This is a genomic window from Pseudomonas sp. SJZ078, from assembly GCF_007828255.1.
Taxonomy (GTDB): domain Bacteria; phylum Pseudomonadota; class Gammaproteobacteria; order Pseudomonadales; family Pseudomonadaceae; genus Aquipseudomonas.
Genome location: NZ_VIUG01000019.1, coordinates 38,833 through 60,558, shown reverse-complemented (window position 1 = coordinate 60,558; position 21,726 = coordinate 38,833). Strand labels below are relative to the sequence as shown.

The 21,726-nt window shown below is 61.1% G+C and carries 24 protein-coding genes; 20 read left to right on the top strand and 4 right to left on the bottom strand.

Annotated elements, in window-relative coordinates; all coding sequences use genetic code 11:
* Window positions 1-2: 2 nt before the first annotated feature.
* The 14 genes from tmk to araH all read left to right on the top strand — a co-directional run bounded on the left by tmk (window position 3) and on the right by araH (window position 12,983).
* Entirely contained in the window at window positions 3-635 is a 633-nt protein-coding gene (gene tmk / locus FBY02_RS17490) for a dTMP kinase (protein ID WP_144929518.1), read from the top strand.
* Complete coding sequence (locus tag FBY02_RS17485; protein WP_144929517.1) at window positions 628-1,614, top strand: DNA polymerase III subunit delta'; 987 nt, start codon at window positions 628-630, stop codon at window positions 1,612-1,614. Before tmk ends, FBY02_RS17485 begins: the two co-directional genes overlap by 8 nt.
* Window positions 1,615-1,665: 51 nt before the next feature.
* Complete coding sequence (locus FBY02_RS17480) at window positions 1,666-2,022, top strand: PilZ domain-containing protein (RefSeq protein ID WP_144929516.1); 357 nt, start codon at window positions 1,666-1,668, stop codon at window positions 2,020-2,022.
* A gap of 11 nt (window positions 2,023-2,033) precedes the next feature.
* Window positions 2,034-2,828, top strand: a complete 795-nt coding sequence (locus FBY02_RS17475; RefSeq protein WP_144929515.1) for a TatD family hydrolase — start codon at window positions 2,034-2,036, stop codon at window positions 2,826-2,828.
* A 383-nt stretch (window positions 2,829-3,211) separates the two neighbouring features.
* Window positions 3,212-3,850, top strand: a complete 639-nt coding sequence (locus FBY02_RS17470) for a TetR/AcrR family transcriptional regulator (RefSeq protein WP_144929514.1) — start codon at window positions 3,212-3,214, stop codon at window positions 3,848-3,850.
* Between the two features lie 135 nt (window positions 3,851-3,985).
* On the top strand, window positions 3,986-4,954 hold the full coding sequence (locus FBY02_RS17465) for a GTP 3',8-cyclase MoaA (protein ID WP_144929513.1): 969 nt from the start codon (window positions 3,986-3,988) through the stop codon (window positions 4,952-4,954).
* A gap of 229 nt (window positions 4,955-5,183) precedes the next feature.
* The gene (locus FBY02_RS17460; protein ID WP_041020461.1) at window positions 5,184-5,789 is read left to right on the top strand and encodes a DUF4823 domain-containing protein; all 606 of its coding nucleotides are present in this window, start codon (window positions 5,184-5,186) and stop codon (window positions 5,787-5,789) included.
* A gap of 15 nt (window positions 5,790-5,804) precedes the next feature.
* Entirely contained in the window at window positions 5,805-6,365 is a 561-nt protein-coding gene (locus tag FBY02_RS17455; RefSeq protein ID WP_144929512.1) for a DUF1285 domain-containing protein, read from the top strand.
* Window positions 6,366-6,540: 175 nt separating this feature from the next.
* Window positions 6,541-7,287 (top strand): FadR/GntR family transcriptional regulator, encoded by a 747-nt coding sequence (locus tag FBY02_RS17450; RefSeq protein WP_144929511.1) that lies wholly within the window; start codon window positions 6,541-6,543, stop codon window positions 7,285-7,287.
* Window positions 7,284-8,159: an SMP-30/gluconolactonase/LRE family protein gene (locus FBY02_RS17445; RefSeq protein ID WP_144929510.1), complete on the top strand. Its 876-nt coding sequence runs from the start codon at window positions 7,284-7,286 to the stop codon at window positions 8,157-8,159. The genes FBY02_RS17450 and FBY02_RS17445 overlap by 4 nt, the downstream gene beginning before the upstream one ends.
* A 236-nt stretch (window positions 8,160-8,395) precedes the next feature.
* Window positions 8,396-9,214 (top strand): SDR family oxidoreductase, encoded by an 819-nt coding sequence (locus FBY02_RS17440; protein ID WP_144929509.1) that lies wholly within the window; start codon window positions 8,396-8,398, stop codon window positions 9,212-9,214.
* A 172-nt stretch (window positions 9,215-9,386) separates the two neighbouring features.
* Window positions 9,387-10,391, top strand: a complete 1,005-nt coding sequence (locus FBY02_RS17435) for a substrate-binding domain-containing protein (RefSeq protein WP_144929508.1) — start codon at window positions 9,387-9,389, stop codon at window positions 10,389-10,391.
* 68 nt (window positions 10,392-10,459) lie between these two features.
* Entirely contained in the window at window positions 10,460-12,004 is a 1,545-nt protein-coding gene (gene araG, locus FBY02_RS17430; protein ID WP_144929507.1) for an L-arabinose ABC transporter ATP-binding protein AraG, read from the top strand.
* A 10-nt stretch (window positions 12,005-12,014) separates the two neighbouring features.
* Window positions 12,015-12,983 (top strand): L-arabinose ABC transporter permease AraH, encoded by a 969-nt coding sequence (gene araH / locus FBY02_RS17425; RefSeq protein WP_144929506.1) that lies wholly within the window; start codon window positions 12,015-12,017, stop codon window positions 12,981-12,983.
* 102 nt (window positions 12,984-13,085) lie between these two features.
* Here the strand turns inward: araH and FBY02_RS17420 are convergent, their stop codons facing one another.
* Window positions 13,086-13,466 (bottom strand): Rho termination factor N-terminal domain-containing protein, encoded by a 381-nt coding sequence (locus FBY02_RS17420; RefSeq protein ID WP_144929505.1) that lies wholly within the window; start codon window positions 13,464-13,466, stop codon window positions 13,086-13,088.
* Between the two features lie 32 nt (window positions 13,467-13,498).
* A complete protein-coding gene (locus FBY02_RS17415; RefSeq protein WP_144929504.1) occupies window positions 13,499-13,843 on the bottom strand; it encodes a hypothetical protein in 345 nt (114 codons plus the stop codon).
* A gap of 176 nt (window positions 13,844-14,019) precedes the next feature.
* Here FBY02_RS17415 and FBY02_RS17410 point away from each other — a divergent pair, with 176 nt between their 5' ends.
* Complete coding sequence (locus FBY02_RS17410; protein ID WP_003179435.1) at window positions 14,020-14,502, top strand: GNAT family N-acetyltransferase; 483 nt, start codon at window positions 14,020-14,022, stop codon at window positions 14,500-14,502.
* A 4-nt stretch (window positions 14,503-14,506) separates the two neighbouring features.
* On the opposite strand, the gene FBY02_RS17405 is transcribed toward FBY02_RS17410, so the two are convergent.
* A complete protein-coding gene (locus FBY02_RS17405; RefSeq protein ID WP_144929503.1) occupies window positions 14,507-15,139 on the bottom strand; it encodes a glutathione S-transferase family protein in 633 nt (210 codons plus the stop codon).
* Between the two features lie 188 nt (window positions 15,140-15,327).
* On the opposite strand from FBY02_RS17405, the gene FBY02_RS17400 reads away from it, so the two are divergent.
* The 5 genes from FBY02_RS17400 (at window position 15,328) to FBY02_RS17380 (ending at window position 20,508) form a co-directional block, all read left to right on the top strand.
* A complete protein-coding gene (locus tag FBY02_RS17400; RefSeq protein WP_144929502.1) occupies window positions 15,328-16,311 on the top strand; it encodes a 2-dehydro-3-deoxygalactonokinase in 984 nt (327 codons plus the stop codon).
* Between the two features lie 19 nt (window positions 16,312-16,330).
* On the top strand, window positions 16,331-16,951 hold the full coding sequence (locus tag FBY02_RS17395; protein ID WP_144929501.1) for a 2-dehydro-3-deoxy-6-phosphogalactonate aldolase: 621 nt from the start codon (window positions 16,331-16,333) through the stop codon (window positions 16,949-16,951).
* A 48-nt stretch (window positions 16,952-16,999) separates the two neighbouring features.
* Window positions 17,000-18,148: a galactonate dehydratase gene (dgoD, locus tag FBY02_RS17390; RefSeq protein WP_041020447.1), complete on the top strand. Its 1,149-nt coding sequence runs from the start codon at window positions 17,000-17,002 to the stop codon at window positions 18,146-18,148.
* A 186-nt stretch (window positions 18,149-18,334) separates the two neighbouring features.
* Complete coding sequence (locus tag FBY02_RS17385; protein ID WP_144929500.1) at window positions 18,335-19,645, top strand: MFS transporter; 1,311 nt, start codon at window positions 18,335-18,337, stop codon at window positions 19,643-19,645.
* A gap of 59 nt (window positions 19,646-19,704) precedes the next feature.
* A complete protein-coding gene (locus FBY02_RS17380) occupies window positions 19,705-20,508 on the top strand; it encodes an IclR family transcriptional regulator (RefSeq protein ID WP_144929499.1) in 804 nt (267 codons plus the stop codon).
* Window positions 20,509-20,530: 22 nt separating this feature from the next.
* Here FBY02_RS17380 and FBY02_RS17375 read toward each other — a convergent pair whose 3' ends face one another.
* Complete coding sequence (locus tag FBY02_RS17375) at window positions 20,531-21,583, bottom strand: NAD(P)-dependent alcohol dehydrogenase (RefSeq protein WP_144929498.1); 1,053 nt, start codon at window positions 21,581-21,583, stop codon at window positions 20,531-20,533.
* Window positions 21,584-21,726 lie beyond the last annotated feature (143 nt).

Below are 21,726 nucleotides of genomic sequence, written 5' to 3'. Positions count from 1 at the left end.
CCGTGACTGGCTTGTTTATAACGCTGGAGGGCCCGGAGGGCGCCGGCAAGAGCACCAACCGCGAATTCCTGGCCGAACGCCTTCGGGCATCGGGGATTGAAGTGGTGCTGACTCGCGAGCCGGGCGGTACGCCGCTGGCGGAGCGGATCCGCGAGGTGCTGCTGGCGCCGGCTGAAGAAGTGATGAGCCCCGACACCGAACTGTTGCTGGTGTTCGCCGCCCGGGCACAACACCTGGCGGAGGTGATTCGTCCGGCCTTGGCCCGTGGCGCAGTGGTACTTTGCGATCGCTTTACCGATTCTACCTACGCCTATCAAGGCGGCGGCCGGGGTTTGTCCCTGGAACGCATCGCGGCGCTGGAAACCTTTGTCCAGGGTGACCTGCGCCCGGACCTGACGCTGGTGTTCGACCTGCCGGTGGAAATCGGTCTGGCCCGTGCCAGCGCCCGTGGTCGGCTGGATCGTTTTGAGCTTGAAGGCGAGACATTCTTCAATGCGGTGCGCAACGCCTTCCTGAACCGTGCCAAGGCCGATCCGGCGCGTTACCTGTTGATCGATGCTGCTCTGCCGTTGACGCAGGTCCAGCAATCGCTGGACGGCCTGTTGCCAGGTTTGCTGGAGCGTGTCCGTGGCTGAAGCCTATCCCTGGCAGGACGGTCTCTGGCAACAACTGGCCGGCCGTGCCCAGCATGCTCACGCGTACCTGCTGCATGGCCCGGTCGGGATCGGCAAGCGAGCGCTGGCCGAACGCCTGATGGCCAGCTTGCTGTGCCAGCGTCCGGGGCCCTCGAACGCCTGTGGCGAGTGCAAGTCCTGCCTGCTGCTCAAGGCTGGCAGCCATCCGGATAATTACGTGCTGGAGCCGGAGGAGGCGGACAAGGCGATCAAGGTGGATCAGGTCCGTGACCTGGTCAGCTTCGTCGTCCAGACCTCGCAACTGGGCGGACGCAAGGTGGTGCTGATCGAGCCGGTCGAGTCGATGAACATCAATGCCGCCAACGCCTTGCTCAAGAGCCTCGAGGAGCCTTCCGGCGATACGGTACTCTTGCTGGTCAGTCATCAGCCGAGCCGCTTGCTGCCGACCATCAAGAGCCGTTGCGTGCAACAGGCCTGCCCGTTGCCGAGCGAGGCGATGAGTTTGCAATGGCTGGCCCAGGCCTTGCCCGACAGCACCGATGACGAGCGTGCCGAATTGCTGACCCTCGCCGCCGGTTCGCCCCTGGCGGCCGTCAATCTTCAGGCCCAGGGTGTGCGCGAGCAGCGGGCGCTGGTGGTGGACGGGGTGAAGAAGCTGCTCAAGCAGCAGCAATCGCCCACGCAATTGGCCGAGGGCTGGAACGCCATCCCGTTGCTGTTGCTGTTTGATTGGTTCTGCGACTGGTCGAGCCTGATCCTGCGCTATCAGCTCACCGAAGATGAGGCGGGCTTGGGGCTGGCGGACATGCGCAAGGTGATTCAGTACCTGGCGCAAAAAAGCAGCCAGGACAAAATCTTGAACATTCAGGACTGGTTGCTTGCCCAACGTCAGAAGGTGCTGGGCAAGGCGAACCTCAACCGGGTGTTGTTGCTCGAAGCGCTGTTGGTGCAGTGGGCGAGCTTGCCCGGGCGTAACTGACAGACGTCGCCAAGGCTCCTAGACTCTGTTCAATTCGCAGCGGAGATCAGCATGAACGAACCTGTCAGTCCCGGACCGCGCAACGGCATCCTGTCCCTGGCCATCAAGGACAAGTCGGTGCTTTATGCCGCCTATATGCCTTTTATCAAGAATGGCGGCCTGTTCATCCCCACCAACAAACATTATCGGCTGGGAGATGAGGTGTTCATGCTGTTGAGCTTGATGGAGGAACCGGAGAAGATCCCGGTCGCCGGCAAGGTGATCTGGATGACCCCCAAAGGCGCTCAGGGCAACCGCGCGGCTGGCGTCGGCGTGCAGTTCAATGACGGCGACAGCTCGGCCCGCAATCAGATCGAAACCCACCTGGCCGGAACCCTGAAGTCCGACCGTCCCACCCATACGATGTAGCCCGAGCCTTTATGCTTGTAGATTCCCATTGTCACCTCGATCGTCTCGACCTGGCCGCCCATGGCGGTTCCCTGGATGCAGCGCTGGATGCCGCCCGCCAGCGGGGCGTCGGACACTTCCTGTGCATCGGTGTCAGCGCCGACAACGCCGCCGACGTCAAGGTCCTGGCCGAGCGTTATGAAGACGTCGATTGTTCGGTCGGCGTCCATCCACTGGATGTCCAACCCGATGCCACGCCGGCCCTGGACTGGCTGTTGCGCGAGCTCGACCATCCGCGAGTTGTCGCCATCGGTGAAACCGGCCTGGATTATCACTACGAGCCGGAAGCCGCCGAGGTGCAGCAGGCTTCATTCCGCCTGCACCTGGAAGCCGCGAAGCAGACCGGCAAGCCGGTGATCATCCACACCCGGGGCGCCCGAGCCGACACCCTGGCCTTGCTGCGCGACGCCGCGCTGCCCCAGGCCGGTGTGTTGCACTGTTTTACCGAAGACTGGGACATGGCCAAGGCGGCGCTGGACATGGGCTATTACATTTCCCTGTCCGGGATCGTCACGTTCCGCAATGCCGATGCCCTGCGCGACGTTGCCAGCAGGGTGCCGGCCGACCGGTTGCTGGTGGAAACCGACTCGCCGTACCTGGCGCCGATCCCGTATCGCGGCAAGCCGAATCTTCCGCAATATGTACGGGAAGTGGCGGAGTTCCTGGCCATGCTGCGGGGCGAATCCTACGAGCGGTTTGCTGACCAGACGACCGAGAACTTCAAGCGGTTGTTCCCCCTGGCTCATGCCCGGTCGCTACAGGCTTGAATTCCGAACAAAAAAAACCCGGGTTCTGGGGGGTGAATCCGGGTTAAGACCATTAGGAGTAAAACAAAGGCACGCAGTCCTTTGGTACCTTTATCGGCGCGTCACTTGGGGGAGATGTCGCGCCGACAGTTCAAGTATTGATCAGGAAACCCGCGCGTCCAGTTTGCCCGGGGCGGTTTTTAAACAAATTTGGAATACGCTCGCTTCGGATAGGTTCTCACTGTCGTCACCGGTTGCCGGGACGACGCGATGGCGTAAGCCGCAGGGAGCCAATGTTGTACGATTTTGGGAAGAACTACCGCCGGGGACGGATGATCCGTGCATTTTTGCGTAAGTTAGGCATAATACCCGGCTTCGAATTTTGACCTTCAGACCTTTTTCTTATGCACAAAGAACCTCGTAAGGTCCGTGAGTTTCGCCGCCGCGAGCAGGAAATTCTCGACACCGCGCTCAAGTTGTTCCTCGACCAGGGCGAAGACAGCGTTACCGTCGAGATGATTGCGGATGCCGTGGGTATCGGCAAAGGCACGATCTATAAGCACTTCAAATCCAAGGCGGAGATCTACCTGCGCCTGATGCTCGATTACGAGCGCGATTTGAACGAATTGCTGCATTCGGCGGATGTGGACAAGGACAAGGAGGCGCTGTCCCGGGCCTACTTCGAATTCCGCATGCGCGATCCCCAGCGCTACCGCTTGTTCGACCGCCTGGAAGAGAAGGTGGTCAAGGGCAACCAGGTACCGGAGATGGTCGAGGAGCTTCACAAGATCCGCGCTTCGAACTTCGAGCGCCTGACGTTGCTGATCAAGGGCCGGATCAGCGAAGGCAAGCTCGAAGACGTACCGCCTTACTTTCACTATTGCGCTGCCTGGGCGTTGGTGCATGGTGCGGTGGCGTTGTACCACTCGCCGTTCTGGAGCAACGTGCTGGAGGATCAGGAAGGTTTCTTCCAGTTCCTGATGGACATCGGTGTGCGCATGGGCAACAAGCGCAAGCGTGATACAGACGTTACGAACAACTGACATTCACCTGTCTGATTGCGCCATGTCCGCTTACATGGCGCAGTGCCCCAGTAATATACTCAGGCTTGGGTCTTGCGAAAACCTGAATTCTAGGTCAAGTTTCGTGGGCCGATTTTTCTTTCGCCGGAGTCATCCATGATCGTTGACCGTCAGGGCAGGCGTTTCCGCAATCTGCGGATCAGCCTGACTTCCGCCTGCAATTACGCCTGCACCTATTGCGTGCCCGACGGCAAGCGCCTGGTGGCGGCGCAGGATGAGCTGTCGGCCGAAGCGATGGCGCGAGGCGTGGCCTACCTGATCGAAGCGGCCGGCATCGAACGACTGCGCATCACCGGCGGTGAGCCGCTGGTCAGTCCCAAGCTCGAACGCTTCATGGCGGCGGTGGGGCAAATGGGCCTGGAGGACATCAGTCTGACCACCAACGGCCAGTTGCTGGCGAAGAAGCTGCCTTTGCTGGTGGACGCAGGCATCCGCCGCATCAACGTTTCCCTCGACACCCTGGACCCTGCCGCGTTTCGCAGCATCGCCCGTGGCGGCGATCTGGCAACCGTGCTCGACGGTATGGACCAGGCCCACGCGGCGGGCATGAAGATCAAGGTCAATATGGTGCCGTTGCGCGGACAGAATCTGGATCAGGTCATGCCATTGCTGGAATATTGCCTGGCACGTGGCTATGAGTTGCGCTTCATCGAATTGATGCGCATGGGGCACCTGGCCCGGGATTCCAATGCGTTCTTGCAGCAGTTTGTCAGTTTGCAACAACTGTTGAGCCTGATCGGCGACCAGTACGAATACCTGCAAGCCGACGCGCCGGTGGATGCGACGGCGGTGCGCTATGAGATCCCTGGAATGGGTTATTTCGGTGTGATCGCCAACGAAAGCGTGCCTTTCTGCCGTACTTGCTCGCGGTTGCGGTTGTCTTCCACAGGCTGGTTGCATGGTTGCCTTTCCTCGAGCAACCGTCACTTCATCGGCGACCTGCTGGACAAGCCCCGTCACGAGGCGCTGCCGGCCCTTCAGCGGTTGTTGGTCAAGGCCTTGGGGGACAAGCAAGAGGTAGCGTTTTCCGGCGGCGCGACCATCATGAAGATCATCGGCGGCTGATCCTCTCTGTGGCGAGGGGATTTATCCCCGCTGGGTCGCGTAGCGGCCCCAAGATAGTCATACCTGCACCATCTTCGAGGGGCTGCTTCGCACCCCAACGGGGCGGTGCGACGTTTCGTTAAATCCCCTCGCCACCAGCTGTTAATAAACCCCCATTCATTGAGCTGGCGCAAAAGCTGCATTCAACGGCCATTCGCCGGTTTTCCGACACCGGTTTCTGGAGGGTAGGATGCGTAGCCTGGTTTTGCTGCTGGCCGTTTTGGCGCTGGCTGGTTGTATGAATGTCAGCGACATGGGAGAAGGCGTTCGTTATCACATGAGCGACGCCGGTCTGCTGGATCACAGCGACAGTCGCCGTGTGAACAACCTGCGTATTCAGCCCGATTCGTTCATCTACATTGCCCAGGGCGCGTTCGCACCGCCGGGCGGCGCCTACCCGCGTCCCAATGTCGTGGCCGAAGAAGCCTTCAACGGATTCATCGAATATTTCCCGATGGTCCGTCGTGCCCGTGTTCCCGAAGGGCTGGACCAGGCCATGGGCGAAGCCCGTGCCGCGGGGGCTCATTACTTGCTGTACACCCGGTTCGCCAAGGCTGACAACCGCATCGGCAATTCTGACGAATGGCTGGACGAAGAAGCCGTGGATCGCCTGGGGGTCGATACCAGCGTCATCCAGATCATGTTGATCGAGACCAGCACCCAGTATTTGATTGATACTGCACGTATCAAGAGTCGTGGCGGTTTACTGACGTTGCACGACAAGCAGCCACAAGACCTCATCGCCACGCCGTTGCGTGAATATGCCCGCAGCCTGCTGGGGATGAGCGACGAGTAAATACAAGGAGTCACCATGAGCGGACCGCAAAAAGCCAATGACCTGCTGGGGCAGATCCCCAAGACCAAAGGCCTGCCGCCGGTCCACTTATGGAACCCCGACTTCTGCGGCAACATCGACATGCGCATCGCCCGCGATGGCACCTGGTACTACTTGGGCACGCCCATCGGACGCAAGCCGATGGTCAAGCTGTTCTCCACCATCATCCGCCGCGACGGCGATGATTATTTCCTGATTACCCCCGTGGAAAAAGTCGGCATCCAGGTCGACGATGCGCCGTTCGTGGCCGTGACCCTGGAGGTCGAGGGCCATGGCGAAGGGCAGTTATTGCGCTTCACCACTCACGTCGATGAAACCACCGAGGCCGGCCCCGACCATCCGCTACGGGTGGTGATCGATCCCCACACCCAGGAGCCGGCGCCCTACGTGCATGTGCGCAGCAACCTCGAAGCCCTGATTCACCGAAATGTGTTCTACCAGTTGGTGGAGCTGGCGGTGAGCCGTGAGATTGACGGGCAGCGGTGGCTGGGGGTGTGGAGTGGGGGCGAGTTTTTTCCGATAGGCCTGGAACCGTAAATCCTGTGGGAGAGGGCTTGCTCGCGAAGGCGGTAGATCAGCAAACATTGATTTGACTGACCCACCGTCTTCGCGAGCAAGCCCGCTCCCACATTGTTTGTGCAAGATTCCAATTGACAGCCAATCATATGATGATTAGCGTGAGCCACCAATAAGAGTGGCCCGCGGGGTTTTCATGTCCAGCAGTTTTCACGCATCGACCGTCGATTGGCTCGGCGGTTGGATCGCCGCCGGCCAGGTCAAACCTGGACAGACCATCAAGGTCGAGGCAGACCTGGGGGAGCAGTTGGGGGTCAGTCGCACGGTGATTCGCGAGGCGATCAAGACCCTGGTGGCCAAAGGCATGCTTGAGGTCGGACCGAAGGTGGGGACGCGGGTGTTGCCGGTACGGCGTTGGAATCTGTTCGACCCACAAGTGGTCGGCTGGCTGTCACGCAGCGGTTTGCCAGAGAACTTTGTCGATGACCTGTTGGACCTGCGTCGTACCATCGAGCCCATGGCGGTGCGCTGGGCCTGCGAGCGGGCGACGGTCGAGCAGGTACAGGCGATCCGCCTGGCCTACCATGCGCTGGAGCGGGCGGTGGACAGCGGCGCCGACTACAACCGGGCTGACCAGTTTTTCCACGAGTGCATCCTCGCCGCCAGCCACAATCAATTCATAGAACAAATGGTCCCGGCCCTGGGGGCGTTGCTGGCGGTGTCGTTCGAGGTATCGGCCGCCGATCCGGATGAGCTGCGCCGTACCTTGCCCATCCACAAGGACATCGCTGAAGCCATCGCGTCCCGTGACGCGACACGGGGCGTCTGGGCCTGCATGACCCTGATCGACAACGCTGACCTGGCCATCAAGCGCTTCTACCCTGACATGATGGCCGGTCGTACAGACACTGCCGGGCAAGCCGGAAACGGGAGGTTTCAATGATGTGGAAGGCGGTAACGGAGCACCGGGCGAAACTGGGTGAGGGGCCCTTCTGGGACGCGCCGACCCAAGCGCTGTATTGGGTCGACATCGCCGGCAAACAGGCCCTGCGGTTGATCGGTGCCAATGTGCAGATCTGGCAGATGCCCGAGCATGTGTCCGCCTTCATCCCGACGCAGAGGGGGGATGCGCTGGTGACACTGAGCAGCGGTGTCTACCGGCTGGATCTGGATTCGCCGGGCCTGGAGCCCCGTCTGACGCTGCTGTGCATGGCCGATCCCCAACCCGGCAACCGTGCTAACGAAGCCCGTTGCGATGGCCTGGGCCAGCTCTGGCTCGGGACCATGCAGAACAACATCGGTGAAAACGGTGAGGACCTGCCCCTGGAACACCGCTCGGGGGGGCTGTTTCGCGTGGGCGCCGATGGCCGGGTCATGCCGTTGCTGCGCGGGCGGGGCATTCCCAACACGTTGTTGTGGAGCCCTGACGGTACCACGGTGTATTTCGGTGAAAGCCTCGATGGCACGTTGTACCGGCATTTCATTCATCCCGACGGCAGCCTGGCGCCCGCCGAAGTCTGGTTCGGCCCTCATTCGCGTGGCGGGCCGGACGGATCGGCGATGGACGCCCGCGGCTATGTCTGGAACGCCCGTTGGGATGGCAGTTGCCTGCTGCGAATCAGCCCTGATGGCCAGGTCGACCGGGTGATCGAGTTGCCGGTCAGTCGCCCCACCAGTTGCGTGTTCGGGGGAGAGGATCTCAAGACCCTGTACATCACCAGTGCGGCCAGTCCGTTGGCGCATCCGCTGGATGGCGCGGTGCTGTCCATGCGGGTCGATGTGCCAGGTGTGAGCTGTACGCGGTTTGCGGGTTAAATCCCATAATATGGGATGTAAATATATATATTGAGATTGTTGGTGGGGCGGGTTTATAGTCGGCTCCATCAGCAACATGCATTCACACTAAAAAAACAAAACAGGTGAAGCGATGCAACGATCCATTCCCGTACGCCCCGGCGACGTACGTGACCCACTGTCCTCCCAGTGCCTTCGGCCGGTCATTCCTGGATGCCCGGTTTTTGTCGTGGCTCTGGGCAGGGGAGTCCTGAGCCATGGCTGAGGCGCTTTCCTTGCCGCCAGTGCCCGAGCCACCGAGGGGCGAGCGGCTGAAGAACAAAGTGGTGCTGCTGACTGGCGCCGCCCAAGGCATCGGCGAGGCCATCGTCGCCGCGTTCGCTGCACAACAGGCGCGACTGGTGATCAGCGACATCCAGGCCAGTAAGGTCGAACAGGTTGCCGCTTCCTGGCGTGAACGCGGGGTGGACGTGCAAGCGCTGCGAGCCGATGTGTCGAACCCGCAGGACCTGCAGGCCATGGCCCGCCGTGCGGTAGAATTGCACGGCCGCATCGATGTATTGGTGAACTGCGCCGGCGTCAATGTGTTTCGCGATCCCTTGGAAATGACCGAAGAAGACTGGCGCCGTTGCTTCGCCATTGATCTGGACGGTGCCTGGTACGGCTGCAAGGCTGTGCTGCCGCAGATGATCGAGCAGGGCGTGGGCAGCATCATCAACATTGCTTCGACCCATTCGTCCCACATCATTCCCGGCTGTTTCCCTTACCCGGTGGCCAAGCATGGCTTGCTTGGCCTGACTCGTGCCCTGGGCATCGAATACGCCCCCAAGGGCATACGCGTCAACGCCATCGCACCGGGCTATATCGAAACCCAACTGAACGTCGACTACTGGAACGGCTTCGCCGATCCTCATGCCGAACGCCAGCGTGCGCTGGATCTGCACCCGCCACGGCGCATCGGGCAACCGATCGAAGTGGCAATGACGGCCGTGTTCCTGGCCAGTGATGAAGCACCTTTCATCAACGCTTCATGCATCACCATTGATGGTGGACGTTCGGTCATGTACCACGACTGAACATTCCGGGATTGCAGTCTGAAACTTTGCCTGTAATTCAATCATCATACGATATGACTATTTGGATCTATGCTGTAGCAACTTGCTGTGACCGCCCAGCCTGCGCTTTGCCACCGATGGTGGAGCAGACCCTGGACGTTTGGCTTTCAATAAAAAAAACAAGGAGTCAACTATGAATCATCGTCGTGGGATCCGTTCCCTGTGCCGCGTTGCCCTGGCAGTTGCCGCGGTTGGTCTCAGCAGTACCTTGCTGGCGGCTGAAGAAGTGAAGATCGGTTTTCTGGTCAAGCAGGCCGAGGAGCCCTGGTTCCAGACCGAATGGGCGTTCGCTGAAAAAGCGGGCAAGGACAAGGGTTTCAAAGTCATCAAGATCGCCGTGCCCGATGGCGAGAAGACCCTCTCGGCTATCGATAGCCTCGCGGCCAACGGCGCCAAAGGCTTCGTGATCTGCCCGCCGGACGTGTCCCTGGGCCCTGCCATCATGGCCAAGGCCAAGCTCAACGACATGAAAGTCATCGCTGTCGATGACCGTTTCGTCGATGCCAGTGGCAAGTTCATGGAAGACGTGCCGTACCTCGGCATGGCCGCGTTCGAAGTGGGCCAGAAGCAGGGTGCCGCCATGGCCGCGGAAGCCAAGAAGCGTGGCTGGGACTGGAAAGACACCTACGCTGTGATCAACACCTTCAACGAGTTGGACACCGGCAAGAAACGCACCGACGGTTCGATGGACGCCCTGAAGAAAGCCGGTATGCCGGATGATCACATTCTCACCACGGCGCTCAAGACCCTCGACGTACCGGGGAGCATGGACTCCACCAACTCCGCCCTGGTGAAACTGCCCAGCGGCGCGAAGAACCTGATCATCGGCGGCATGAACGACAACACCGTGCTGGGTGGCGTGCGTGCGACTGAAAGCGCCGGCTTCAAGGCGGACAATGTGATCGGGATCGGCATCAACGGCACCGACGCCATCGGCGAGCTGAAGAAACCTCATAGTGGTTTCTTCGGTTCGATGCTGCCTAGCCCGCACATCGAAGGTTACAAGACTGCCGAGATGATGTTCGAGTGGGTCACCACCGGCAAGGAACCACCGAAGTACACCGCGATGGACGAAGTGACGCTGATCACTCGGGAGAACTTCAAGCAGGAGCTGGAAAAGATCGGCCTGTGGAATTGACGGCCGGTTGATTCAAAAGCGGCCCTGGTGTCTTGGGGCCGCTTGATCTCTGTGAGTTCGAGGTGGTTATGCAAGCGCAAACAGCGACACAACAACACAACACCGGCACCAGCTTGCGGTTCAACGGAATCGGCAAGGTCTTTCCTGGCGTACAGGCGTTGGCCAATATCAGTTTTGTTGCCCATCCAGGCCAGGTTCATGCCTTGATGGGGGAAAACGGCGCGGGCAAGTCCACGTTGCTGAAGATTCTGGGTGGGGCCTACATTCCGAGCAGCGGCGAGCTGCAGATCGGCGAGCAGGTGATGGCTTTCAAATGCACGGCCGACAGCATTGCCAGCGGCGTGGCGGTGATTCACCAGGAGCTGCACCTGGTGCCGGAAATGACGGTGGCTGAAAATCTGTTCCTGGGCCACCTGCCGGCCCGTTTCGGCCTGGTCAATCGTGGCGTGTTGCGCCAGCAGGCGCTGGCGCTGCTCAAGGGCCTGGCCGACGAAATCGATCCCCAGGAAAAAGTCGGTCGCTTGTCCCTCGGCCAGCGTCAACTGGTGGAAATCGCCAAGGCCTTGTCCCGAGGCGCCCATGTGATCGCTTTCGATGAACCCACCAGCAGCCTTTCTGCACGGGAAATCGATCGCTTGATGGCGATCATCGCCCGCCTGCGGGACGAGGGCAAAGTGGTGCTGTATGTGAGTCACCGTATGGAAGAGGTGTTCCGCATCTGCGACGCGGTGACGGTGTTCAAGGACGGCCGCTACGTGCGCACCTTCGAAAACATGAGCGAGTTGACCCACGATCAGTTGGTCACCTGCATGGTCGGTCGCGATATCCAGGACATCTACGATTACCGTGCCCGCGAGCGCGGTGAAGTGGCGCTTAAGGTCGATCGCCTGCTCGGCCCGGGGCTGCGTGAGCCGGTGAGTTTCCAGGTGCACAAAGGTGAAATCCTCGGGTTGTTCGGGCTGGTGGGGGCCGGACGTACCGAGTTGCTGCGATTGCTCAGCGGCCTGGAACGCCAGACCGAAGGCAGCATGGTCCTGCATGGTGAGGCGCTGAAACTGCGTTCGCCTCGGGATGCCATCGCCGCCGGTGTACTGCTTTGCCCGGAAGACCGCAAGAAAGAAGGCATCATCCCACTGGGCAGCGTCGGCGAGAACATCAACATCAGTGCCCGCAGTGCCCATTCCACCCTCGGCTGCCTGTTGCGCGGCGATTGGGAAAAAGGCAACGCCGACAAGCAGATCAAGGCGTTGAAAGTGAAGACGCCGACGGCTGGGCAGAAAATCATGTTTCTGTCCGGGGGCAACCAGCAGAAGGCGATCCTCGGTCGCTGGCTATCGATGCCGATGAAAGTCCTGTTGCTGGATGAGCCGACCCGCGGCATCGACATCGGTGCCAAGGCTGAGATCTACCAGATCATCCACAACCTGGCGGCCGAGGGCATCGCGGTGATTGTGGTGTCCAGCGACCTGATGGAAGTGATGGGCATTTCCGACCGGATCCTGGTGCTGTGCGAAGGGGCCATGCGCGGCGAGCTGCCGCGTGCCGAGGCCAACGAATCCAACCTGCTGCAACTGGCGCTGCCACGCCAACGCGTTGCCGACGCGGCGAACTGAGAGGTAAATCATGACCATTCAAAACAATGCACTGCCAACGGCACGCAAACCCCTGGACATGCGTCGATTCCTCGACGATTGGGTCATGCTGCTGGCGGCCATCGGCATCTTCGTGCTCTGCACGCTGCTGATCGATAACTTCCTCTCGCCATTGAACATGCGAGGCCTGGGCCTGGCGATTTCAACCACCGGCATCGCGGCTTGCACCATGTTGTATTGCCTGGCGTCCGGGCATTTCGACCTGTCGGTCGGCTCGGTGATCGCCTGCGCCGGCGTGGTCGCGGCGGTGGTGATGCGTGATACCAACAGCGTGTTCCTGGGTGTCAGCGCGGCGCTGGTGATGGGGCTGATCGTTGGTCTGATCAACGGCATCGTGATTGCCAAGCTGCGGGTCAATGCGTTGATCACCACGCTGGCGACCATGCAGATCGTTCGCGGCCTGGCCTACATCTTCGCCAACGGCAAGGCGGTGGGCGTGTCCCAGGAGTCGTTCTTCGTGTACGGCAACGGCCAGTTGTTCGGTGTGCCGGTGCCGATCCTGATCACTGTCGTCTGCTTTTTGTTTTTTGGTTGGTTGTTGAACTACACCACCTATGGGCGCAACACCATGGCCATCGGTGGTAACCAGGAAGCCGCGTTGCTGGCGGGGGTGAACGTCGATCGCACCAAGATCATCATCTTCGCCGTGCATGGCGTGATCGGTGCGTTGGCGGGGGTGATCCTGGCCTCGCGCATGACCTCCGGCCAACCGATGATCGGCCAGGGCTTCGAACTGACAGTGATCTCGGCCTGCGTGCTGGGTGGGGTCTCGTTGAGCGGTGGGATCGGCATGATCCGTCATGTGATTGCCGGGGTGCTGATTCTGGCGATCATCGAGAATGCGATGAACCTGAAGAACATCGACACCTTCTACCAATACGTCATCCGCGGTTCGATCCTGCTGCTGGCGGTGGTCATCGACCGGATGAAACAGCGCTGAGTTCTGCCGTGAATCAATGTGGGAGCGGGCTTGCCCGCGAAAGCGGCGGTACATTCGACATCTTTGTTGGCTGACCCACCGCTTTCGTCGGATCGCCGCCAATCAAGCTGCCTTGCGCAACGCCTCGATCAACTCCTGCTTGCGCATCTTCGAACGCCCGGGAATGTTTTTAGCCCGGGCTTCTTTCATCAGGCTGTCGACCGTCTGGGTTTCATGGGAAGCCTTGCTGCTGCGCGGATGACCTTGCCGGGTCTTGGCTGCACGGCGGGCCGATTCCTTGCGGTCGGTTTTCTTTTCCGCGGCCGGTTTATGTTTCCCCGAACCGCCGGAACGTTCGCCGCCGCCGGACTGTTTGTTCACCGTCGCCCAAGCCCGTGCTTCGGCCGTCTCCTCGGACAGGCCTTTCTTCTCGTAGCTTTTTTCGATGTGCTCGGCTTTGCGCTTTTGCTCGGCGGTGTATTTGTCTTTGCTTCCACGAGGCATGGGAAGTTCCTCCTGAAGTGTGTGAGCAGGGGCTACTGGCTGGCGCCACCTTCGGAGCCCGAACCACCGGTGGTGGTTTTCGAGCCCACGCCGGTACCGGCGTTATCGGGTGCTGTGGAGTCGGGTGTATTCATGCCACCCTGACGACCCATATCATTACCCTGCACGCGGGGATCGGTGCCAGTGGCGGGTGGCTGGCCATTGTTCAAGGCGCCGCCGCCGGTGCCGTCGGTGTTCAACTTGGGCATGCCCTGGGTAGCCGGCGAATTGGGTGCCTCCACCGGGTCGGTCGGCCCGGTACCCGAGGTGGACGCCGCGAAGGCCACGGAAGACAGCAGTGCAGCAAGTGTGAACGCAGTCAGCCTTGAAGTGATCATGGTGTCGCCTCCATTTTTCAGATGCTTGCCTGATCTTGGGCCGCGCTGGATCGGGGTTGGTGCCTTGTTTGCGACGAATGGTGCTTTCGCAGGAGCAGTCATCATGTGGATTGAAATGTGACGAGCGCCGCGTAGCGGCTTAGTATGGCGCTTTCAATTGGCTACAAGGCCCGTTCATGTCGATCGAGATCCGTCCTGCGCAACCCAGCGATGCGCCTCAAATCCTTGCCTTCATCACCGAGCTGGCCGACTACGAAAAGGCCCGTCACGAAGTCATCGCCAGTGTGGCCGACATCGAGCGCAGCCTGTTCAGCGAAGGCGCGACCGCCCATGGGCTGATCTGCCTTCGCGATGGCGTACCGATTGGTTTCGCCGTGTTTTTCTTCAGCTACTCCACTTGGTTGGGCAGCAACTGCCTGTACCTCGAAGACCTGTACATCACGCCCGAACAGCGTGGCGGCGGAGCGGGCAAGACGTTGTTGCGCCATCTGGCCAAGGTCGCCTGCGACAACGATTGCGGTCGTTTCGAATGGAGCGTCCTGGACTGGAACACGCCGGCGATCGAGTTCTACAAATCCCTCGGTGCGCAACCCCAGGAAGAATGGGTGCGCTACCGGATGGACGGCAAGGTGCTACGGGATTTCGCCCAAGGCAACTGATGGCTCAGACGTGTTCGGCGCAGGCCCATTCGGCAAATCCGGGCCGCTGTTCCAGGCGCTTGCAGTACGCCGCCACGGCTGGGTAGTCCGGCCGTTCCATGGGCGTCTGGCGCCAGCGGTGCACGGACAGGCCGATGAGCACGTCCGCCAGAGAGAAATCCGCACCCGCAACGTAGGCGCCGGTGCGATTCAATTGCAGCTCCAGCAACCCCATCTTTTCGTTCCAGCCTTTGATGCCGGCGGCGATGGATTGGGGGTCCTGCATATCCGGATTCTTGCGCACCAGCGCGTGAAACGCATAGCCCCATGACGGGTTGAGTTCTGTCGCCTGCCAATCCATCCATTGTTCGATCCGGGCCCGTGCGGCAGGTTCGACGGCAAGCAGGTCACTGCGTTCATGCTTGCCCACCAGGTAACGGCAGATGGTGTTCGACTCCCAGAGCACACCGTTCTCATCGATGATCACCGGTACCTGGGCATTGGGGTTAAGCGCCAGGAACGCTGGATCCCGGGTTGAATGGAAGCCGATGCCCCAGTCTTCGCGTTCGTAGGAAATGTCCAGTTCCCGGCAAGTCCACAGCACTTTTCTGACGTTGATCGAGGAAGTGCGGCCGAGGATTTTCAGCAGTTGTGCCATGTCGTTGTCCTTGAGAGTTAAGACGTCCGGACAGGAAACGTAGCAGGGTCGTGGGTGGATGGCGATGGTTTCGGAAGTCTTTGTAAATGTCCCAATATGTGGGAGTGATATTTATATATTGAGATTTAACTGCGCTCAGGTTTATAGTCCGTGCCACTCACTGCCAAAAAACAGAACAGGTGAAGCGGATGCAGGCGCAATTGATCGCGCTCGATTGGGGGACTACCTCACTACGGGCTTACAAACTCGCCGCGGGAGGCGAGGTGCTCGAACAGCGCTCGCTGTCGTCGGGGATCATGCAATTGCCCTCTGGGCCGCGGACCGTGGCTGGTCGGGAATGTACCGACGGCTTCGAGCTGGCGTTCGACGAGGCCTGCGGTGATTGGCTGGACGCGCAGCCGGGCCTGCCCGTCATTGCCTGCGGCATGGTCGGCAGCGCCCAGGGTTGGTGCGAAGCGCCTTACTGCGATACACCGGCGAACGTCGCCAATCTCGGACATTCCCTACAAACCGTTCGAAGCCTTCGCGGTGTCGATGTGCATATCGTGCCAGGGGTGATCCAGCGCTCGCGGTTACCCAATGTCATGCGCGGCGAAGAAACCCAGGTACTCGGCGCCTTGCACAGCTTGCCGAACGAAGCGGTGCTGATCGGCTTGCCCGGCAGTCACTCGAAGTGGGTGGAAGTGGCCGACGGCTGCATCGTGCATTTCGACACCTTCATGACCGGCGAAATCTTCGCCGTGCTCAGCGACCACAGCATTCTCGGCCGTACCCAACAGCGCGGTGCCGCGTTCGACGGCGTGGCCTTCGAACGGGGTGTGCAGGTGGCGCTGTCGACGGACGGACAGGTTGGCCCACTGTCCACCGTGTTCAGCGCTCGCAGCCTGGGGTTGACCGGTGAGCTCGGCGCCAGCGCCCAAGCCGACTATCTCTCTGGTGTGTTGATCGGCCATGAGCTGACGGCACTGGCCGCCGCACAACGGCATCGGCGCAACAGCGTGCATTTGCCGACGGTGGTGTTGATTGGCAATTCCCAGCTCTGCGCCCGTTATCAACGGGCCCTCGACGCCTGCGGCTTTGCCCGGGTGACCCTGGCCGAACAGGCCACCGAACGAGGTTTGTGGCAACTGGCCGTGGCGGCCGGGCTGCTCGAATCCAGCGCATCGCGTTAAACCTGACTGGAGGTCTGACATGCTCACACAAGCACTGGCGCACAACGGGCTGATCGCGATCCTGCGCGGTCTGCGTCCCGAAGAGGCGGCAGCCATCGGCGAAGTCCTGTATAGCGCCGGATTTCGCGTCATCGAAGTACCGCTCAATTCCCCCGAGCCGTACGAAAGTATCCGCATCCTGCGCAATACCTTGCCCGCCGACTGCCTGATCGGTGCCGGCACCGTGCTGACGCCGGAGCAGGTGGAGCAGGTGAAAGCCGCCGGCGGCCAGGTGATCGTCATGCCCCACAGCGACCCGAAGGTGTTGCGGGCGGCAAAAGCGGCGGGGCTCTACCTCTCGCCGGGCGTCGCCACGCCGACCGAAGCATTTGCCGCGCTGGCCGAAGGCGCCCATGTGTTGAAGCTGTTTCCTGCCGAGCAAATGGGCCCGGCGGTGGTCAAGGCCTGGCTTGCGGTATTGCCGGCCGGGACCGTGCTGGTGCCGGTGGGTGGGATCACCCCGGACAATATGGCGGTGTTCCTCGAGGCGGGCGTCAAGGGATTCGGCCTGGGCTCCGGCTTGTTCAAGCCGGGCCTGACGGCTGACGAAGTCGCGGTGCGCGCCAAGGCTTACGTGGCCGCATGGAATGCCTTGAACTGAAGACTTTTCCAGCGCCCGTGCGCTGCATCTGACAAGAGAGACAACAAGATGAAAATCACCAAACTGACCACCTTTATCGTTCCACCGCGCTGGTGCTTCCTCAAGGTCGAAACCGACGAGGGCGTGACCGGCTGGGGCGAGCCGGTGGTCGAGGGCCGTGCCCATACGGTGGCGGCCGCGGTCGAAGAGTTGTCCGACTACCTGATCGGCAAAGACCCACGCAACATTGAAGACATCTGGACCGTGCTGTATCGCGGCGGCTTCTATCGCGGTGGCGCCGTGCACATGAGCGCCCTGGCCGGTATCGACCAGGCGCTGTGGGACATCAAGGGCAAGGCCTTGGGCGTGTCGGTCAGCGACCTGCTAGGCGGCCAGGTGCGCGACAAGATTCGTGTCTACTCCTGGATCGGCGGCGACCGGCCGGCGGACACCGCTCGCGCAGCGAAAGAAGCCGTAGGACGGGGCTTCACGGCAGTGAAAATGAACGGCACTGAAGAGCTGCAATTTCTCGACACCTTCGAAAAAGTCGACCTGGCCCTCGCCAATGTGGCAGCGGTGCGGGACGCGGTAGGGCCGAACGTCGGCATCGGCGTGGACTTTCATGGTCGGGTTCACAAACCGATGGCCAAGGTGCTGATGAAGGAACTCGACCCGTACAAACTGATGTTCATCGAAGAGCCGGTGCTCAGCGAAAACTACGAAGCCCTCAAGGAGTTGGCACCGCTGACCAGCACGCCGATTGCCCTGGGCGAGCGTCTGTTTTCCCGCTGGGATTTCAAGCGTGTGCTCAGCGAAGGCTATGTGGACATCATCCAGCCGGATGCGTCCCACGCCGGTGGCATCACTGAAACCCGCAAGATCGCGAACATGGCCGAGGCCTATGATGTGGCGCTGGCGCTGCACTGCCCGCTGGGCCCGATCGCCCTGGCGGCGTGCCTGCAACTGGATGCGGCTTGCTACAACGCGTTCATCCAGGAGCAGAGCCTGGGCATCCATTACAACGAGAGCAACGACCTGCTGGATTACGTCAAGGATGCGCGGGTGTTCGACTACGACCAAGGCTTCGTGAAGATCCCCAACGGCCCGGGCCTGGGCATCGAGATCAACGAGGAGTACGTCATCGAACGCGCCGCCGTCGGCCACCGCTGGCGCAATCCGATCTGGCGCCATGCCGATGGCAGTTTTGCCGAGTGGTAACTGCCTGACACTCCGCTAATCCCTGTGGGAGCGGGCTTGCTCGCGAAGAGGGAGTGTCAGCTGATGAATGTGTGGCTGACACACCGCCTTCGCGAGCAAGCCCGCTCCCACAGCTTGATCTTCGTAGGTCAGGAGATCTTGATCACGCGTCAGTTTCCTCCATAAACATAAGAAGAGGCACCGCACATGCAAGCGCACACCCTGAGCGCGCAAGCGTCGTTGGTGACGCCCAGCCGCAAGCGTTTTTTCATCATGATCCTGCTGTTCATCACCGTGGTGATCAACTACCTGGACCGTAGCAACCTGTCGATTGCCGCGCCCGCGCTGACCAGTGAATTGGGCATCGACCCCATCCATGTCGGGCTGATCTTCTCGGCGTTCGGCTGGACCTATGCGGCCATGCAGATTCCCGGCGGCTGGCTGGTGGACCGCGTGCCGCCACGGATTCTGTACAGTGTCGCGTTGCTGTTGTGGTCGGCGGCCACGGTGATGCTCGGTTTCGCCGCCAGCTTCATCGCCTTGTTCGTGCTGCGCATGGCGGTCGGGACCCTGGAAGCGCCGGCCTATCCTATCAACAGCCGCGTGGTCACTACTTGGTTCCCCGAGCGTGAGCGGGCCACGGCCATTGGTTTCTACACCTCCGGGCAGTTCGTTGGCCTGGCTTTCCTGACGCCGGTGCTGGCCTGGTTGCAGCACAGGTTCGGCTGGCACATGGTGTTCGTAGTGACGGGTGCGGTTGGCATCATTTGGGCGGGGATCTGGTACGCGGTGTATCGCGAGCCGCGGGATTTCAAAGGCGCCAACGCCGCTGAAATCGATCTGATTCGCGAGGGCGGCGGTTTGGTGGATATCCAGGCCGAGGCGGCCAAGGCCAAGGCAAAGTTCAGCTGGACCGACCTGGGGATCGTCCTGACCCGGCGCAAGCTGTGGGGCATCTACCTGGGCCAGTTCTGCCTGAACTCCACGCTGTGGTTTTTCCTGACCTGGTTCCCGACCTATCTGGTGAAATATCGCGGCATGGACTTCATCAAGTCCGGACTGCTGGCGTCGTTGCCGTTTCTCGCGGCGTTCGTCGGCGTGTTGTGTTCCGGTTTCTTTTCCGACTGGCTGATCCGTCGCGGCGCCACGGTCGGGTTCGCCCGAAAGCTGCCGATCATTGGCGGGTTGCTGATCTCGACCTCGATCATTGGCGCCAACTTCGTTGAATCGACGCCACTGGTGATCGCGTTCCTGGCGCTGGCGTTCTTCGGCAATGGCCTGGCGTCGATCACCTGGTCGCTGGTGTCGACCCTGGCGCCGGCGCGGTTGCTCGGGCTGACGGGTGGGGTGTTCAACTTCATCGGCAATCTGGCGGCCATCGCCACGCCGATTGTCATTGGTTTCCTCGCCAGCGGCGATTCGTTTGCCCCGGCCATCACCTATATCGCCGTGCTGGCACTGGTGGGCGCGCTGTCCTACATCCTGCTGGTCGGGAAGGTCGAGCGCATCGAGTTGTAGTCCGACGGGGCGGGCGACCATAATGCCGCCCGTTCTCCGCTCACTGTTAAAGGCCGGCTATGCAGCAAGACGATCCAAAAAACACCAAGGACGCAGCGCCTACAGGCACCCAGACGTTGCTGCGCGGCCTGGGTGTAGTGCAGGCGGTTGCCAGCGGCGCCCGTGACCTGAAGGAAATCGCCCGGCTGATCGGCACGACCCGTAGCACCACGCATCGCCTGGCCAGTTGCCTGGTGGACGAGCGTTATCTGCGCGTGGTGCCACAGGTGGGCTATCTGCTGGGGCCGAAGTTGATCGAACTGGGTTTCCAGGCCCGGGAAGAACTGCCACTGGTGAGCCTGGCGGGGCCCTATCTGGATGAGCTGTCGGCACTGACCGGCGACACGGTGCACCTGGCGATTCGTGAGGGCGACGAGGTTCTGTACCTGCTGAAGAATCCGGGGCGCAATGGCCCGGAAATGCGCTCGCGGGTGGGCCATCGCATGCCATTGGCGCGTACCGGTATCGGCAAGGCGCTGATGCTCGATGATCCCGAGGAAAATTGGCGGCGGTTGTACGAAATCAGTCTGCCGGCCGCTGGGAAGAATCAATTCTGGCCCCAGCACCAGGAGCAATCCTGGGAACAGTTCCAGCAGCGGATGGTGGAGTATGTGGCGGGAGGCTATGCCTTCGACCTGGAGGACAACGAACCGTCGATCCGTTGCGTGGCGGCGCCGATCCGCGATGCGGGCAAACGCATCGTTGCCGGCATCAGCATCGCCAGCACCGTGCCGTACATGCCGCTGGAAAAAATGGCCGAGCTGATTCCCCTGGTTAAAGGGGTCACAGCCCGGCTGTCGGCGGAGTTGGGCGCCAAGGTCTGATTAGTGGCCTGTGTGGCTGGCGTCAGGCCTTGAGGGTCGCCATGTCGATGACGAAGCGGTACTTGACGTCGCCGGCGATCATGCGGCTGTAGGCCTCGTTGATCTGGCGGATGTCGAGCATTTCAATGTCGCAGTTGATGTTGTGCTCGGCGCAGAAATCCAGCACCTCCTGGGTTTCGGCGATCCCGCCAATCAACGAGCCAGCCAGGACCCGACGGCCCATGATCAAATTGGCCGCGTGGACCGGTGGATCGATCGGCTCGACCAGGCCCACCAGAATGTGCACACCGTCGAACCGCAGGGTGCTGAGGTATGGGTTCAGGTCGTGCTGCACTGGAATGGTGTCCAGCAGGAAGTGGAAGCGTCCGGCCGCGGCGGCCATCTGCTCGGGGTCGGTGGACACGATCACGTGGTCGGCGCCCTGGCGACGGGCCTCTTCAGCCTTGCTGGCCGAACGGGTGAACAGCGTGACTTCCGCGCCCATGGCCTTGGCGAACTTGATGCCCATGTGGCCGAGGCCGCCCATGCCGAGCACGCCGACGTTGTCACCGGCCTTCACGCCATAATGCTTGAGGGGCGAGTAGGTGGTGATGCCGGCGCAGAGAATCGGTGCGGCGCTGGCCGGGTCGAGTGCGGCGGGGATGCGCAGCACGAAATGTTCGTTGACCACGATGCTGTCGGAGTAGCCACCCATGGTATGGCCGCCGCTGATACGATCGGGGCTGGCATAGGTCTGGGTCATGCCCTGGTAGCAGTATTGCTCCAGGTCGGCATGGCAGGCTTCGCACTCACGGCAGGAGTCGACCATGCAGCCAACGCCTACCAGGTCACCGATCTTATAGCGGGTGACATTTGCACCGACGGCGGTAACCTTGCCTACGATCTCGTGGCCGGGCATCAGCGGGTAGACGGCGATGCCCCATTCGTTGCGAGCCTGGTGGATATCGGAGTGGCAGACGCCACAGTAAAGAATGTCGATTGCCACGTCGTCGGCCTGTGGGCTGCGCCGCTCGAACTTCATGGGGGCGAGGGGCGCGGTGGGCGATTGAGCAGCGTATCCGATGGCAGTGTACATAGAGAACCTCGCTAAGCAATGAACAGTCAGGCGATCTATTCTGGGAGCCATGGCCGCATCCCGCGATGGCGATTCCTACGGGTGTCATGCCTAATCCTCCGACCTTGGCCGTAGATTGATCCTATGGAACGCCAGACCTGCGA

Coding starts and splice junctions, on each gene's coding strand:
- FBY02_RS17480 (WP_144929516.1), top strand. CDS start 1,666: ATGAACGAACCTGTCAGTCCCGGACCGCGCAACGGCATCCTGTCCCTG.
- FBY02_RS17475 (WP_144929515.1), top strand. CDS start 2,034: ATGCTTGTAGATTCCCATTGTCACCTCGATCGTCTCGACCTGGCCGCC.
- FBY02_RS17470 (WP_144929514.1), top strand. CDS start 3,212: ATGCACAAAGAACCTCGTAAGGTCCGTGAGTTTCGCCGCCGCGAGCAG.
- FBY02_RS17465 (WP_144929513.1), top strand. CDS start 3,986: ATGATCGTTGACCGTCAGGGCAGGCGTTTCCGCAATCTGCGGATCAGC.
- FBY02_RS17460 (WP_041020461.1), top strand. CDS start 5,184: ATGCGTAGCCTGGTTTTGCTGCTGGCCGTTTTGGCGCTGGCTGGTTGT.
- FBY02_RS17455 (WP_144929512.1), top strand. CDS start 5,805: ATGAGCGGACCGCAAAAAGCCAATGACCTGCTGGGGCAGATCCCCAAG.
- FBY02_RS17450 (WP_144929511.1), top strand. CDS start 6,541: ATGTCCAGCAGTTTTCACGCATCGACCGTCGATTGGCTCGGCGGTTGG.
- FBY02_RS17445 (WP_144929510.1), top strand. CDS start 7,284: ATGATGTGGAAGGCGGTAACGGAGCACCGGGCGAAACTGGGTGAGGGG.
- FBY02_RS17440 (WP_144929509.1), top strand. CDS start 8,396: ATGGCTGAGGCGCTTTCCTTGCCGCCAGTGCCCGAGCCACCGAGGGGC.
- FBY02_RS17435 (WP_144929508.1), top strand. CDS start 9,387: ATGAATCATCGTCGTGGGATCCGTTCCCTGTGCCGCGTTGCCCTGGCA.
- araG (WP_144929507.1), top strand. CDS start 10,460: ATGCAAGCGCAAACAGCGACACAACAACACAACACCGGCACCAGCTTG.
- araH (WP_144929506.1), top strand. CDS start 12,015: ATGACCATTCAAAACAATGCACTGCCAACGGCACGCAAACCCCTGGAC.
- FBY02_RS17420 (WP_144929505.1), bottom strand. CDS start 13,466: ATGCCTCGTGGAAGCAAAGACAAATACACCGCCGAGCAAAAGCGCAAA.
- FBY02_RS17415 (WP_144929504.1), bottom strand. CDS start 13,843: ATGATCACTTCAAGGCTGACTGCGTTCACACTTGCTGCACTGCTGTCT.
- FBY02_RS17410 (WP_003179435.1), top strand. CDS start 14,020: ATGTCGATCGAGATCCGTCCTGCGCAACCCAGCGATGCGCCTCAAATC.
- FBY02_RS17405 (WP_144929503.1), bottom strand. CDS start 15,139: ATGGCACAACTGCTGAAAATCCTCGGCCGCACTTCCTCGATCAACGTC.
- FBY02_RS17400 (WP_144929502.1), top strand. CDS start 15,328: ATGCAGGCGCAATTGATCGCGCTCGATTGGGGGACTACCTCACTACGG.
- FBY02_RS17395 (WP_144929501.1), top strand. CDS start 16,331: ATGCTCACACAAGCACTGGCGCACAACGGGCTGATCGCGATCCTGCGC.
- dgoD (WP_041020447.1), top strand. CDS start 17,000: ATGAAAATCACCAAACTGACCACCTTTATCGTTCCACCGCGCTGGTGC.
- FBY02_RS17385 (WP_144929500.1), top strand. CDS start 18,335: ATGCAAGCGCACACCCTGAGCGCGCAAGCGTCGTTGGTGACGCCCAGC.
- FBY02_RS17380 (WP_144929499.1), top strand. CDS start 19,705: ATGCAGCAAGACGATCCAAAAAACACCAAGGACGCAGCGCCTACAGGC.
- FBY02_RS17375 (WP_144929498.1), bottom strand. CDS start 21,583: ATGTACACTGCCATCGGATACGCTGCTCAATCGCCCACCGCGCCCCTC.